This is a genomic window from Brachybacterium hainanense, assembly GCF_042434575.1.
GTDB classification, from domain to species: domain Bacteria; phylum Actinomycetota; class Actinomycetes; order Actinomycetales; family Dermabacteraceae; genus Brachybacterium; species Brachybacterium hainanense.
This window is the reverse complement of sequence record NZ_JBHLSV010000005.1, coordinates 261,514-274,234: the sequence shown is the minus strand read 5'-3', so window position 1 is coordinate 274,234 and position 12,721 is coordinate 261,514. Positions and strand designations below refer to the sequence as shown.

General features: G+C 73.0%; 11 protein-coding genes. 4 read left to right on the top strand and 7 right to left on the bottom strand.

Going from position 1 to position 12,721, the window contains the following annotated elements:
- Positions 1-14 precede the first annotated feature (14 nt).
- Entirely contained in the window at positions 15-1,208 is a 1,194-nt protein-coding gene (locus tag ACFFF6_RS06400) for a glycine cleavage T C-terminal barrel domain-containing protein (protein WP_376979253.1), read from the bottom strand.
- Between the two features lie 110 nt (positions 1,209-1,318).
- Here ACFFF6_RS06400 and ACFFF6_RS06395 point away from each other — a divergent pair, with 110 nt between their 5' ends.
- Positions 1,319-2,119: an IclR family transcriptional regulator gene (locus ACFFF6_RS06395; protein ID WP_376979251.1), complete on the top strand. Its 801-nt coding sequence runs from the start codon at positions 1,319-1,321 to the stop codon at positions 2,117-2,119.
- Between the two features lie 22 nt (positions 2,120-2,141).
- Here the strand turns inward: ACFFF6_RS06395 and ACFFF6_RS06390 are convergent, their stop codons facing one another.
- Both ACFFF6_RS06390 and ACFFF6_RS06385 read right to left on the bottom strand, forming a co-directional pair.
- A complete protein-coding gene (locus ACFFF6_RS06390) occupies positions 2,142-4,643 on the bottom strand; it encodes a GcvT family protein (RefSeq protein ID WP_376979250.1) in 2,502 nt (833 codons plus the stop codon).
- Between the two features lie 180 nt (positions 4,644-4,823).
- A complete protein-coding gene (locus ACFFF6_RS06385) occupies positions 4,824-5,411 on the bottom strand; it encodes a DUF4822 domain-containing protein (protein WP_376979248.1) in 588 nt (195 codons plus the stop codon).
- A gap of 147 nt (positions 5,412-5,558) precedes the next feature.
- Between ACFFF6_RS06385 and ACFFF6_RS06380 the strand changes: the two genes are divergently transcribed.
- Together ACFFF6_RS06380 and ACFFF6_RS06375 are read left to right on the top strand one after the other, a co-directional pair.
- The gene (locus ACFFF6_RS06380) at positions 5,559-6,752 is read left to right on the top strand and encodes a sensor histidine kinase (protein WP_376979246.1); all 1,194 of its coding nucleotides are present in this window, start codon (positions 5,559-5,561) and stop codon (positions 6,750-6,752) included.
- Positions 6,749-7,375, top strand: a complete 627-nt coding sequence (locus ACFFF6_RS06375) for a response regulator (RefSeq protein ID WP_376979244.1) — start codon at positions 6,749-6,751, stop codon at positions 7,373-7,375. Before ACFFF6_RS06380 ends, ACFFF6_RS06375 begins: the two co-directional genes overlap by 4 nt.
- Positions 7,376-7,396: 21 nt before the next feature.
- On the opposite strand, the gene ACFFF6_RS06370 is transcribed toward ACFFF6_RS06375, so the two are convergent.
- Both ACFFF6_RS06370 and ACFFF6_RS06365 read right to left on the bottom strand, forming a co-directional pair.
- Positions 7,397-8,641, bottom strand: a complete 1,245-nt coding sequence (locus tag ACFFF6_RS06370) for an amidohydrolase family protein (protein WP_376979242.1) — start codon at positions 8,639-8,641, stop codon at positions 7,397-7,399.
- Entirely contained in the window at positions 8,638-9,888 is a 1,251-nt protein-coding gene (locus ACFFF6_RS06365; protein WP_376979241.1) for an amidohydrolase family protein, read from the bottom strand. The genes ACFFF6_RS06370 and ACFFF6_RS06365 overlap by 4 nt, the downstream gene beginning before the upstream one ends.
- Before the next feature lie 228 nt (positions 9,889-10,116).
- Here ACFFF6_RS06365 and ACFFF6_RS06360 point away from each other — a divergent pair, with 228 nt between their 5' ends.
- Positions 10,117-10,878 (top strand): lytic polysaccharide monooxygenase, encoded by a 762-nt coding sequence (locus tag ACFFF6_RS06360; RefSeq protein WP_376979239.1) that lies wholly within the window; start codon positions 10,117-10,119, stop codon positions 10,876-10,878.
- Between the two features lie 86 nt (positions 10,879-10,964).
- Here ACFFF6_RS06360 and ACFFF6_RS06355 read toward each other — a convergent pair whose 3' ends face one another.
- Together ACFFF6_RS06355 and ACFFF6_RS06350 are read right to left on the bottom strand one after the other, a co-directional pair.
- A complete protein-coding gene (locus tag ACFFF6_RS06355) occupies positions 10,965-11,591 on the bottom strand; it encodes a hypothetical protein (RefSeq protein WP_376979238.1) in 627 nt (208 codons plus the stop codon).
- 32 nt (positions 11,592-11,623) lie between these two features.
- Positions 11,624-12,562 (bottom strand): aminoglycoside phosphotransferase family protein, encoded by a 939-nt coding sequence (locus ACFFF6_RS06350; RefSeq protein WP_376979237.1) that lies wholly within the window; start codon positions 12,560-12,562, stop codon positions 11,624-11,626.
- Positions 12,563-12,721 lie beyond the last annotated feature (159 nt).

Below are 12,721 nucleotides of genomic sequence, written 5' to 3'. Positions count from 1 at the left end.
CTCCCCGGTGACGGCTACCCGGCGGCGTCCGCGGTGACGTCGCTCTTGGGCTGCTCCTTGCCTGGGTCGATGAACGGCTTCGGCACGACGAGCGCATCCACCGTCGCGGCCCCGGTGTCGACGGTGAGGCGGGTGCCGAGCTCGGCGAGCTCCGTCGGCACCATCGCGTACCCGATGTTCTTCTCGAGCCGGGGCGAGTAGCAGGCGGAGGACACGTGGCCGATCCGGACGCCGTCGCTCAGCACCGGGAAGACGTCGATCATCGAGCCGTCGTTGTAGCTTCCCAGTGGCGCCCCGCCGATCTCGACGCCGGCGAGCATCCGCCACGGCCCCTCCTCCTTGATGGTGGTGAGCGCCTGCTTGCCCAGGAAGTCCGCCTCCTGGTCGAGGTCGACCATCCAGTCGTAGCCCATCCCGACCTCGAAGGGGTTGGTGTCGATGTCCGTGTCCGCGCCGTGGGCGAGCATGCCGCCCTCGATCCGGCGGATGTGGCACGGACCGATCACGCGCAGGTCGTGCGGTCGCCCCGCCTCCCAGACGAGGTCCCACAGCCGCTCGGCGTCGCGCGAGGCGTTGTGGACGTAGATCTCGTAGCCGATCTCCCCGGTGTACCCGGTCCGGGAGACCGTCACGTCGATCCCCTCGACGGTGAAGTCGCGCAGGTAGTAGTAGGGGATGTCGGCGATGCCGTCGCCGAACAGGTCGCGCATGACCGCGTAGGACTTCGGGCCCTGGACCTGGACGGGGGCGACGTCGATCTCGTGGATCTCGACGTCCATGCGGGCGAAGGCGGCGATGCCCCGGGCCCAGAGCAGGACGTCGGAGTCGGCGAGGGAGAGCCAGAAGCGGTTCTCCTCGAGACGCAGCAGGACGGGGTCGTTGATGATCCCGCCGTGCTGGTCGGTGAGGAAGACGTACTTGCACTGGCCGACTGCGCACCTGTGCAGGTCCCGGGTGACCAGCAGGTTGGTGAAGTCGAAGGCGTCGGGGCCGGAGATCTCGATCTGCCGTTCGACGCCGACGTCCCACAGGGTGACGCCCTCGAGCAGGGCCCAGTACTCGGCGACCGGATCGCCGTAGTGGCGGGGATGGTAGGTGTGGTTGTAGACGCTGTACATCGCGACCCCGTGACGCCGGGAGGCGTAGAAGAAGGGGGACTTGCGGATCCGCGGGTACAGCAGGATCTGAGGATTCGGGTTCACAGTCATCGTGGCCTCCGGGAATCGTGTCCGTACCCCACTCTCCCACGGTCCTGCGCAGGACGCAACGGTCTGCACCCTCCGCAACAGGGCTGGTCAGAGTGGCGTAGGGTGAGGTCATGACAGGAGCGAGAACGGAACCGGCGGCATCGGGCAGGGGCGGCGGGAGCGTGCAGTCGGTCGAGCGGGCGGCACGGCTGCTGGAGATCCTCGCGCGGGAGGGCGAGGCCTCCTCCGGGGCGATCGCCCGCGAGCTCGGCGTCCACGGCTCGACGATCACCCGCCTGGCGGCCGCGCTGGAGGCCCATGAGCTGGTCTCCCGGGGCGCGGGCGCGGGCGGGCTGCAGCTGGGAGCCGGGCTGCTGCGCCTCGCCGATGCGGCGCGCCTGCCCAGGGACCTGGCCTCCCGCAGCGCCGCGGTGTGCGAGGAGCTCGCCGCACGCCTGGGGGAGACCGTCAACGTGGCGGTGCTGCGCGAGGGCGCCGCGGTGAACCTGTTCCAGGCGCAGGGACCCAGCTCGGTGGCGATGCACAACTGGGTGGGGGACCGCACCGTCCTGCATGCGACCTCGAGCGGCAAGGTGCTGCTGGCCCAGCTTCCCTCCGCCGAGGCGGAGGCGCTGCTGGCGGTCCCGCTCGAGCGCTTCACCCCGGCCACGTCGACGGATCCGGACGCCCTGCTCGCCGAGCTCGCGCTCGTCCGGGAGCGCGGCTGGGCCACGGCCGTCGAGGAGTTCGAACCGGGTCTGAACGCCGTGGCGGTGCCGATCCTCCGCCGGGGCGAGGACGGACAGGAGACCATCGGCGCCCTGTCGATCGCCGGTCCGGCCTACCGGATGGCGCCCGGCCGCCTCCAGGGCATCGCCGCGGAGCTCGTCGCCGGAGCGGAGGACATCAGCCGCCGGCTCGCCCCGCGGTGAGCTCCCGCGACGGCAGCCGTGCTCAGCCGCGCATGCGCTGGTCGCGCGGATCGAAGGGGGCGCTCCGTCCCACGGTCAGCACCTGCGCGGCCAGGCGTTCGCCGAGGTACTCGATCTCCAGCGGCGCACCGGGCCGGGCCTGCTCCGGCGGGAGATAGGCCATCAGCAGGTACCGGCCGAGGCTCGGGGCGGGACCGGCGGAGGTCACGTACGAGGCCCGCCCCCGCGCGTCCCGGATCGGCTCCCCGCCCGCGGTGAGCACCGGCTCCCCGCCGGTGGGGAAGCGGGACGCCTCCGTCAGCGCGAGCGTGCACAGCTGCGCCGCCGGAGCCGACGCCCGGGCCACCAGATACGCCTCCCGGCCGATGAATCCGGCGGCCTTGATCTTCGGCAGCGCGAGCCCCGCCTCGACGGGGTCGTGCTCGCCGGTCAGCTCCGCGCCCATCAGACGGTAGGCCTTCTCGAGCCGGCCCGTGGTGCCGTACACGCCGATCCCCGCGGCGATCACGCCGTGCTCGCCGCCCGCATCCCACAGCAGGTCCCACAGGGCGAGGCCGAGCTCGGATGCGACGTGGACCTCCCAGCCCAGCTCGCCGACATAGGAGATCCGCAGCATGGACACGGGGACCGAGCCCAGCAGCACGTCGCGGGCGGTGCCGAAGCCGAAGGCGGCATCGGACAGGTCCTGGTCCGCGAGCGGGGAGAGCAGCGCCCGAGCCCGAGGGCCCCAGACGCCGATGGTCGTCACCGCGCTCGTCGCATCGGTCAGCTGCACGCTGCCGTCGTCGGGCAGATGGGCGCGCAGCCAGGCGAGATCGCGGCCGCCGTCGGCCGCACCGGTGATCACCCGGAAGTCCTGCTCCCCGCGCCGCACGATCGTCAGGTCGCTGCGGAAGCCTCCGGCGGGCGTCAGCAGCGGCGTGTAGACGACGCGGCCCACCGGCACGTCGATCCGCGCGACCGCGAGACGCTCCAGGAGCGCCGTCGCCCCGGGGCCGCGGACGTCGAGGATCGTGAAGGCGCCCAGATCCACGAGGGCGACGCCCTCGCGCAGGGCGAGGTGCTCCGCCTCGATGATCGGCGACCACCAGCGGGCATCCCATTCATGGGTGCGCCGGGGGATGCGGTCGGCGTACCGCTCGAGCAGGGCCTCGTTGGCGGCGTACCACTGCGGTCGCTCCCAGCCCGCGGTCTCGAAGCAGACCGCTTCCAGCGCCCGGGTGCGCGGGTGCATCGGGCTCGTGCGCAGGGGGCGCTCGGACTCCCATTGCTCGCGCGGATGGGAGATCCCGTAGATCTTCGGGAAGCCCTCCGCGGCACGGGCTCGGACGTGCCGCTCGGTCCGCTCGTGGGGGGCGAAGCGCGCCGGGTCCGAGCCGTGCGGGTCGATCTCGCTGGCCCCGGCGCTCATGAGCTCGGCGAGCATCCGCGCCGCACCGGCCGCCTCCTTGATCCACACCGCCGAGGCGGTCCACAGGCCGCGGACCTCCGGAAGCTCGCCGATGAGCGCCCCGCCGTCCGGGGTCAGCGACAGCAGCCCGTTGATGGCCGCGCGCTGCTCCGGCTCCGGATCGGTCAGCAGCCCCGGGAACATCTCGCGGGCATGGCCCAGCTGCTCGGCGAAGTCCTCGGGTGTGAACGGGAAGCTCGTGGGGGAGGCCTGCCCCGGGGCGCCGACGGGCGGGATCTCCCGCGGGCGATGCAGCAGGGCCCGATGCGCGTAGGAGCCGATCTCGAGGTCGGCCCCGCGCTGGCGCTCGTACATCTTCTCGTCCATGTCGCGCAGCAGGGGGAAGCTGATCCACTCCCCGGTCGCGGCGAGCTCCGGGATCGGGCCCACGTCCATCATCTGGTGGACCGCGGGGGTCAGCGGGAGGCTTGCCCCGGCCAGCGCCGCGATCTGCGGGCTCCACACGCCGCAGGCGATGACCACCTGCCCCGTCTCGATCGTGCCGTGGTCGGTGACGACCGCCCGAATGCGTCCGTTCCGGGTGAGGAGATCGTGGACCTCGCAGCCGGCGAGGGTGGTCAGCTCCCCGCTCGCCGCCGCGGACTCCCGGAAGCGGGCGCCTGCGGCGATCGGGTCGACGACCGCTCCGGTCGGGGTGTGGAACCCGCCGACGAGGAGCCCCGCATCGCAGTACGGGACGAGCTCCTGCACCTCCGCCGGGGAGAGCAGGTGGGCCTCCACGCCCCAGGAGCGTGCCGAGGACATGCGCCGGGTGAGCTCCTGCATCCGCTCGGCGCTGCGGGCGACCTCGATGCCGCCGCAGGTGGTGACGACGCCCTGCTCCTCGTACTGGCGCAGCGAGTCGAGGGTGAGGTCGGTGACCTCCTTGGAGTGGTCCACGGGGAACACGAAGTTCGAGGCATGGCCGGTCGAGCCGCCCGGATCGGGCAGGGGCCCCTTGTCGAGCTGCACGATGCGGCGCCATCCGAGACGCGCGAGGTGATGCACGACGGCGTTGCCGGCGATCCCCGCGCCGATGACGACGACGTCCGCGGTGGTGGGTGTGGTGGCCATGACGTCCTCCCGACCGGAGCCGGGGATCCTGGCAAGGGTGCGGGGTCCGCCCTGGCGCAGGATGCCCGAGCTGTCTGATTCGTCCGCTGGTCCGCTGACCCTAGCCCAGCGCGGCGCCGACGGGAAGAGCCGGGCCGGGCTCCCCGCGGGGAGCCCGGCCCGGCCGTGCTCGGGCGGAGGTCACGCGGCGGGCTCGGCGTGATCGGTCGGGGTATGGATGATGTCGTAGTAGTCCGCGGTGTTCTCCGGGTCCGGGAACACGCGGTAGGTGAACTCGGAGTCCGTGAGGGTGACGATGTCGGAGTCGCGCTCGAACTGCACCGCGCCGGCATCGTCCTTCGCCACGATGTGCCGGGTGGTGCCGGCGTCGTCGACGGTCCAGTCGCCCTGCATCTTCGGGGCGTCGGCGAGGTCGTACATCGTGAAGGTGCCGTCGGCATCGAAGTAGGCGTAGCCCACGAACATCGCGACGTCCTCGTCCTCGAGCGCGACGGCCTCGCCGTCCTCATCGGTCGCGCCGGTCGTCTCCCAGGCGGTCGAGGCCAGGATGTCCGAGGGGGTCTGCTCCGCGGCGGTGGCCTCGCTCGCGACGGCCTCGGGCGCGGTCTCCTCCGGGGAGCCGGAGGCGCCGCAGGCGGCGAGGAGGCCGATCGCGGCGATCGCGGTGGCGGCGGCGAAGGTGGACGTCAGCGGGGTGCGGCGCAGGGACATGAGGATCTTCCGTTCTGCTCGGCGGGCCGGGGCCCGGTGCGGTGGTGTGGGATCCATGCTTCCCGGGCCCGGTCCTCGGTCCATCGGGCAGGCGGGCGCGGATCCTCAGCCGATCGGACGATGCCGGGACGGAGGCGTCGTGACAGCGCCGGGCGGGCCGTGGCGCCGTCGCAGGTCGGATCGCCGGCTCGATACCCTCATGGGATGACCAGCACCCCGGAGAGCGGCGCTCGCGGCATCCTCGCCCCGGTCGCGCGCCTGGACCGCGTCCTGCACCTGGTCTTCCTGGTGCTCGTGGCGACCTGTGCGGCCCGCTACCTCATGCGGCACGGCACCGATGCGACCGGGATCCTCGTGCTGACGGGTGCGCTGGGCCTCGCGATCGTCCACTCGCTGCGGCCGCTGCTCCCTCAGCGAGGCGCCTATCCGGCCGCATGGGTCGTCGTGGTCGTCGTGCTGTGGGGCGCCCTGACGATCGTGGCGCCCTCCTTCGCGTGGTGCGCCGTACCGGTGGCCTTCGCGGTCCTGCGGGTGCTGCGGATCGAGGCGGCGCTCGCGGCGGTCGTGCTCATGACGCTCGTGGTCGGCGTCTCCTGGATGCGGATCACGGACCTGAGCGATCCCACCCTCATCGTCGGCCCGCTCGGGATCGCGCTGGTGACGGTCATGTCCTATCAGGCGCTGGACCGGCAGTCCCAGGAGCGCCAGCGGCTGCTGGACGAGCTGCGCGAGGCGCAGGCGGAGCTCGTCCTCGAACAGCGACGCACGGGGGCGCTCGCCGAGCGCGCCCGCCTCTCGCGGGAGATCCACGACTCCGTGGGGCAGGGGCTCTCGAGCATCACGCTGCTGCTGGGCGCCGCGGAGCAGGAATGGACGACGCAGCCCGAGGCAGCCCGCGGTCACATGCGCTCCGCGGCGGGTGCCGCCCGCGAGGGCCTCGAGGACGTCCGCCGCGTCGTGGCGGACCTCGCGCCCGCGGTTCCGGACCCCGCGGGGGAGGAGCTCGTCGCTCAGCTCGAGAGGATCGCCGCGGCCGCGCCGGGCCTCGATCTCACGGTCCGGGTGCACGGCGCCCCGGCGACCCTGTCGCCGCGGGCGGCGGCGGCGCTGGTCGCCACGGCCCGCGGCGCGGTCGCGAACATCCTCGAGCACGCGGAGGCGAGCCGCGCCGCGCTCACCGTCACCTACGATCAGGATCAGGTCATCCTCGACGTGCGCGACGACGGTCGGGGTTTCGACGCCGATGCCGTCGGCTCCGAGCCGTCGCGACCGGGACGCGGCCACGGGTTGCGGGGCATCGCCGATCGCGCCGCCGCGCTCGGCGGCCGCGCCGACGTCGAATCCGCCCCGGGCGAGGGCACCACCGTCTCCGTCCGCTTTCCTCTGGAGGTCCCGTGATCCGCATCGTCCTGGTCGATGACCATCCTGTCGTCCGCGCCGGGGTGCGCGCCCTGCTCGAGGGGCAGGAGGATCTGCGCGTCGTGGCGGAGGCGGACGGCCTGGAGGCCGCGCTGGCCGCGGTGCGCGCCCACGCCCCGGAGGTGGTCCTCATGGATCTCAACCTCGGGACGGGCTCCCCGGGTGGGGCGGAGATCGCCGCGCGGCTGCGCGACCTGCAGAGCCCACCGGAGATCCTGGTCCTGACCACGTACGACACCGAGTCGGACATTCTCCGGGCGCTCGAGGCGGGGGCGCGGGGATATCTGCTCAAGGACGCGCCGCCGGCGGACCTGTTCGCCGCCGTCCGGGCGACGGCGCGCGGCGATGCCGTGCTCGCCCCCGCCGTCGCCGCGACCCTCGTGCGGCGCACATCCCGTCCGGCCGACGCGATCACCGAGCGCGAGGTCGAGGTCCTCGAGCTGCTCGCGCGCGGGCTCGGCAACCGCGAGCTCGCGCGCGAGCTGTTCGTGTCCGAGGCGACCGTGAAGTCCCACCTGTCCCACATCTACGCGAAGCTCGGCGTCGACACCCGCTCCGGCGCGGTCGCGGCGGCGATGGAGCGGCGGATCATCCGGGGATGACCCGCCGCGGGCGGGGGCGCCTCAGCGGCGGGAGGGCTCCGCCGCCCCGGGCGGGAGCATCAGGCCGTCGCGGGCGATGATCCGGCCGCGACGCAGGACGGTGCGCTGCCGCGGCAGGGAGACGATCGGCTCGACCGGGACCTCGCCGGGCATGAGCACGAGGTCCGCCTCGGCTCCGACGCGGATCCGGTGGTCCTCGATGCCCATCAGCGCGGCGCCCCCGGTGGCGATCACGTCGTAGACGGTGTCCAGCTGCGCGTCGGTCCCCAGCCCGTATCGTCCCGCCATCTGGTAGCCCTTGAGCAGCATGTCCGAGCGGTTCAGAGGACCCCAGGAGTCCAGCGCCCCGTCGCAGCCGGAGCCGACGAGCAGCCCGGCCGCGAGCATCTCCTGCAGCGGGGGCAGCGGCCCGCCGGAGGGGACGTTCGTGGTCAGGCCGATGCCGGCCTCCGCCATCCGTCCGATCAGGTCCCTGGCCCGGCCGTGGTCGACACCTCCCAGGAAGTCCGGGTGGCTGATCGTGACGCGTCCGCTCATGCCGTCCCGCAGGGTCCGCTCGATGATGAGCTCCGCGCTGAAGGCGCCCAGCGGGCCGGGCTCGTGGAGGTGCACGTCAATCCCGGCGCCGTGCCGCTGCGCCATCGCGAAGAGAAGGTCCAGGTTCCGGACGGGGTCGCGCTCGAGCATCGACGGATCGATCCCGCCGAGGACATCGGCGCCGCGCTCGAGCGCCTGCTCGAGCAGCGCCTCCGTCCCGGGATGCGCGTGGATGCCGCTCTGCGGGAAGGCGATGACCTGGATCTCCACTGCATGGGCGTACCGGTCCTTGACCTCGAGCATCGCCTCGACGCCCGCGATCCCGGCATCGAGGTCGACATCCGCGAAGGCGCGGGTGCGGGTCGTCCCGGCGGCGATCATCACCTCGAGGTTGCGGCTGATCTGGCGGACGTAGTCCCAGTCCTCCCGCAGCCGCAGCTCCCGCTCGTCGGAGACCATGCGCCGCAGATCCCGGCCCGGGACGCGGTCGTACCACGGCATTCCCAGGAGGGACTTGTCGAGGTGGGAATGCGCATCGACGAAGGCCGGGAGCAGCACCTGCCCGTGGCCGTCGAGCACCGGTACGGCCGCAGGGGCCGGCTCAGCCGCCGCAGGGGAGATGCGGCGGATGCGCCCGTCGCGCACCTCCACGTCGGCCGGGCCGTGTCCGCGCACGTGAGCGCCGGTGATCAGCAGATCCGCGTCGTCCTGGGGATGGGGGACGTTCATGCTCGGTCCTTCTCTCGTCGGTCGTGGGTGATGCGGCCCCGGTGGACCACGAGCTCCCGCCGCGCGCGGCGGGCCACCGCCTGCGCCGTGCACTGGGCGTCGACCAGCTGGAAGCTGGCCTGCGCGCCCGGGGACGGCCAGGCCCTGGTGCCCTGGGACGTCCACCGGCCAGCCTCCCCGGCGCCGAAGACGAGCGCCGCGGCCAGGCGTCGCTCGTCGGACCAGCCCAGATGCTGGGCGAGCATCCACACCTGCTCGAGGATGTCGCCCTGCCCGAACGGCGTGAGGATGTCGGTGATCGAGTCGCTGCCGAGGCGGACGCGGACCCCGGCCGCGTCGAGCATCGGCACCGGGATCGGGAGACCGCCCACGCCGACGGTGGCGACCACGCCGATCCTCGCCGCCGCGAGACGGTCGGCACAGGCACGGGCGGCGCCCGGGTCGACACCGCCGAGGGCGGAGGCGTTCGAGAGCATGACCCGGCCCTGGCGGCCTGACTCCAGGGTGCGGTCGGTGATCTTCTCGATCTCGTAGAGGCCCAGCGTCCCGCCGTCGTGGATGTGGAAGTCCAGTCCGGCGTCGTGCTCGAGCGCCAGGTCGAACAGGGCGTCGAGGGTGCCCTCGATGTCGCGCTCGCGCGATCCCGGGTCCAGGCCGCCCACCACGTCGGCGCCGGCCCGCAGCGCTGCGGCCAGGAGCGGCAGCATCTCGCCGCCGCGCATGCCGTGCTGCGGGTAGGCCACGACCTCCGCATCCAGATCGTCGCGGCCGGCGAGCACCTCCAGCAGCCGCTCTGCGCTGCGGGTGCCGACCACGTGGTCGACGTTGCAGTGGGCGGTGACGCGGGTCGTGCCATGCGCGACGATCAGGTCGCAGATGGCGTTGCTGCGACGGGGGATGTCCCGGGACATCCCGGGCAGCAGGCGCTCCTCCTCGGCGAGCCAGGACCTTCCCGGCACGGGCGCCTGCCAGGGGCCGCCGTAGAACGTCTTGTCCAGGTGCAGGTGGGCGTCGTGCAGCGTGGGGATCATGAGCAGCCCGCGGCCGTCGTGCACGGGGAGGCCGTCGAGCTCCTGGACGCCTGGGCGCGCAGGGACGACCCTGGCGATGGCGCCGCTCTCGATGAGGACGGCGGCTCGCCGGGTCTCGGTGCGCTCGCCGTCGTCGCCGGGGACGAGGGCCGTCTCGAGCAGGACGTCGTCGAGCCACCATGATGTGGGAGCGGCCGGGTCCGGGGAATGCGTCATCGCTCACCTCCGATCACCCGAAACGGTATACCATTCGTGGTCGCCGTGGGCGCACGAGCACACGGTCGTGCCCGCCGAGGATCCTGTCAGGCGAGAATCCGGTCATGAGGTCGTCATCGGTCGGCAAAGCCGATGAGACGGCTCGCGCCGCCCGCGGGGGTTCCTGCTTGTCTTTCCTCCGGCATCGGGCGGACCCGATGCCGGACCCGAAGGGAAGGACCTTCACGGATGAAGCGTAAAACCATGTACAGCGGTCTGCTCGCTCTGGGAGCAGGAGCCGTGCTCGCTCTCGGCGGTGCGGGCGCCGCCAGCGCCCATGGCTGGGTGACCGACGCACCCAGCCGCCAGGATCACTGCGCCAGCGGCACCACCGCCTTCGACTGCGGCGCGATCCAGTACGAGCCGCAGAGCGTGGAGGCTCCGCAGGGCTCGATGAAGTGCAGCGGCGGCAACGCGGCCTTCGCGATCCTCGACGACGAGTCGAAGGACTGGCCGCGCACCGAGGTCTCCTCGAGCCTCGACCTCACCTGGAGCATCACCGCCCAGCACCGCACCAGCACCTGGGAGTACTTCGTCGACGGGCAGCCGTGGCGGACCTTCGACGAGGGCGGGCAGCTGCCGCCCAAGTCGGTGACGCATACGCTCGACAACCTCCCCGAGGGGGAGCACACCATCCTGGCTCGGTGGAACATCGCCGATACGGCCAACGCCTTCTACAGCTGCATCGACGTGACCGTCGGCGCCGGCGGAAGCGGCGGTGAGGGCGAGACCGGCGGCGGATCCGGCGGGAGCACCGACCCGGAGGAGCCGACTACGCCCGAGGAGCCCGGAACCTGCGGTGCGGCCTGGGATCCCCGGGCGACCTATTGGGGCGGCGACACCGTCAGCCATGACGGTGCCACCTACCGCGCCGACTGGTGGACCCGCGGCGAGGAGCCGGGCACCACCGGGACATGGGGCGTCTGGAAGGCCGTCGGCGACTGCGCCTGAGGCATGCGAGCCGGGTGGCGGGATGGGATCCATGTCTCCCGTCACCCGGCCTCCTCCTGCCGTCCGGTCCCTCCGCGGCGTCCGGACTAGGAACTGGAGAGCTGGGCCGAACCCTCGGCGACGACGAGCGGAAGCGGCTCCACGACCCAGATCTCGGCCTGCCCGTGGTTGTGGTCCTCAGGTCGGACATAGCCGGACAGCAGCAGTCGATAGTCACCATCGGGCAGAGGGCCGCCCAGCTCGGTGCCGTGGATCGCGCAGGCGCCCAGATCCGCCTCCACGTGAGCGGAGGCGCCTTCGCCGGGGACGACCTCGACGCCGTCCACGCGGACCTCGCGCACGAATCCGACCGCCGTCCCGGCGCCGTCGAGCACGGCGCCGTGCAGGAGAGACGGATCCGCCGTGTGCCGTCCGTGCCCGGAGGCGAGATCCACCTCGAGGTCGACAGCGATGCTCATGCCCCCGGCGGCAGGCGCGAGCGGACTCGCATGGGCGGCGAACGCGGGCTGTCCGCCCGGTGCGTAGTCCTCGACGCCGCAGAGCTGCGACAGGGACTCGAGATCGATGCTCCGCTCCGAGGGGGAGGGGGCCGACGGGGACGAGGGGCCGCCGGGGACGGGAAGCGTCGTGCAGGCAGGGATCATCAGCATGACGGCGGCGAGCAGCACGGCGGCAGCACGCCGCAGCGGCGGGCGGGGGACGACGGCGTCCATGCGGCGAGAGTACCGCGTTCGAGCGGCCGGCCTCACCAGCGGGACATGATCGCGTAGGGCGGATGGTGCATGTGCGCCGGGGACAGCCCCCACCCCGCCACGGCCTGGACCGCCTGCACCTGGGCACAGGCGCGGACCAGCGCGCGGTCGCCGCCGGTGGCCTCGCAGATCTGGTCGACCCGACGACGCAGAGCGCGGTCGGGATCGCCGCTCGCAGAGGCATCGGCCCACCGGTTGCGCAGGAGCGGCACGGGCTCCCACTCGATGATGCCGGACAGCGGCGACGGATCGATGCCGACCCAGGCCGCGGGCTCGTCGATCCGCGTATGGAGCACGTTGAGGAAATGCGCGTCACCGTGGAGCAGCCGTTGCCGGGCCGGGTTCTCGGCGAGGGCGCGGAGCTCCGTGAGGCGCCCGCGGGCGCGGTCGGCTCCGGCGGGATCGACCTCGCCGCCGGGTCGCAGCTGCGGCTCGATCTCGTCGAGCTCGTCGGAGAGCCGCGGGAGTCCGGCGGTCGGGGCGGGGACGTCGGCGATCCCCGCGAGCAGCGAGGCGATCACCGTGACCGCCTCGTCGATGTCGGCGTGGTCCTCGAGCGAGCGCCCGGAATCCAGGCGCGGGAGCAGGATCGCGCGGTCCTCCTCGTCGACGGCGAGGGGAGCGATCATCGGCACCGGTGTCTCCCCGATGTCGGCGGCGAAGGCCCGCAGGGCGGTGATCTCCAAGGCCGTCCCGTCGACCGGTGGCGACACCTTCATCACCGCGCGGCGGCCCTCGCGCGTCCGGACCGGCCAGACCACGCCGGTCCACCCGTGCATGGCCGGACCGTCCGCGGCGAGACCCCACTCCCGGGCCCGCCGGGCGGCGATCACGGGAAGGGCGGGGAGCCAGCGCTCGGCATCGGGCCATTCCGCCGCATGGGGGAGGTATGAGGCGGGGAGCTGCCAGATGTCCGGGCCGGAGGGGTCCATGCCGGTGACCGTAGCGGCTCCCTGTTCCCGCCACCACGTCTTTTCCAGCGGGGGTTGTGGCGGCCTCGAGGGCGCCGAGCTCCGGGAGGCGCCAACGGCGCCGTCGTCCGGACGGCGGGCGGACGGCGGGCGGGCATGAAAAAACGCAAAAACGCCCTG

Excerpts from the sequence above, each read along its gene's own strand:
- ACFFF6_RS06350 (WP_376979237.1), bottom strand. The coding sequence starts at position 12,562 with ATGGACCCCTCCGGCCCGGACATCTGGCAGCTCCCCGCCTCATACCTC.
- ACFFF6_RS06370 (WP_376979242.1), bottom strand. The coding sequence starts at position 8,641 with ATGAACGTCCCCCATCCCCAGGACGACGCGGATCTGCTGATCACCGGC.
- ACFFF6_RS06395 (WP_376979251.1), top strand. The coding sequence starts at position 1,319 with ATGACAGGAGCGAGAACGGAACCGGCGGCATCGGGCAGGGGCGGCGGG.
- ACFFF6_RS06400 (WP_376979253.1), bottom strand. The coding sequence starts at position 1,208 with ATGACTGTGAACCCGAATCCTCAGATCCTGCTGTACCCGCGGATCCGC.
- ACFFF6_RS06355 (WP_376979238.1), bottom strand. The coding sequence starts at position 11,591 with ATGGACGCCGTCGTCCCCCGCCCGCCGCTGCGGCGTGCTGCCGCCGTG.
- ACFFF6_RS06365 (WP_376979241.1), bottom strand. The coding sequence starts at position 9,888 with ATGACGCATTCCCCGGACCCGGCCGCTCCCACATCATGGTGGCTCGAC.
- ACFFF6_RS06380 (WP_376979246.1), top strand. The coding sequence starts at position 5,559 with ATGACCAGCACCCCGGAGAGCGGCGCTCGCGGCATCCTCGCCCCGGTC.
- ACFFF6_RS06390 (WP_376979250.1), bottom strand. The coding sequence starts at position 4,643 with ATGGCCACCACACCCACCACCGCGGACGTCGTCGTCATCGGCGCGGGG.
- ACFFF6_RS06385 (WP_376979248.1), bottom strand. The coding sequence starts at position 5,411 with ATGGATCCCACACCACCGCACCGGGCCCCGGCCCGCCGAGCAGAACGG.
- ACFFF6_RS06360 (WP_376979239.1), top strand. The coding sequence starts at position 10,117 with ATGAAGCGTAAAACCATGTACAGCGGTCTGCTCGCTCTGGGAGCAGGA.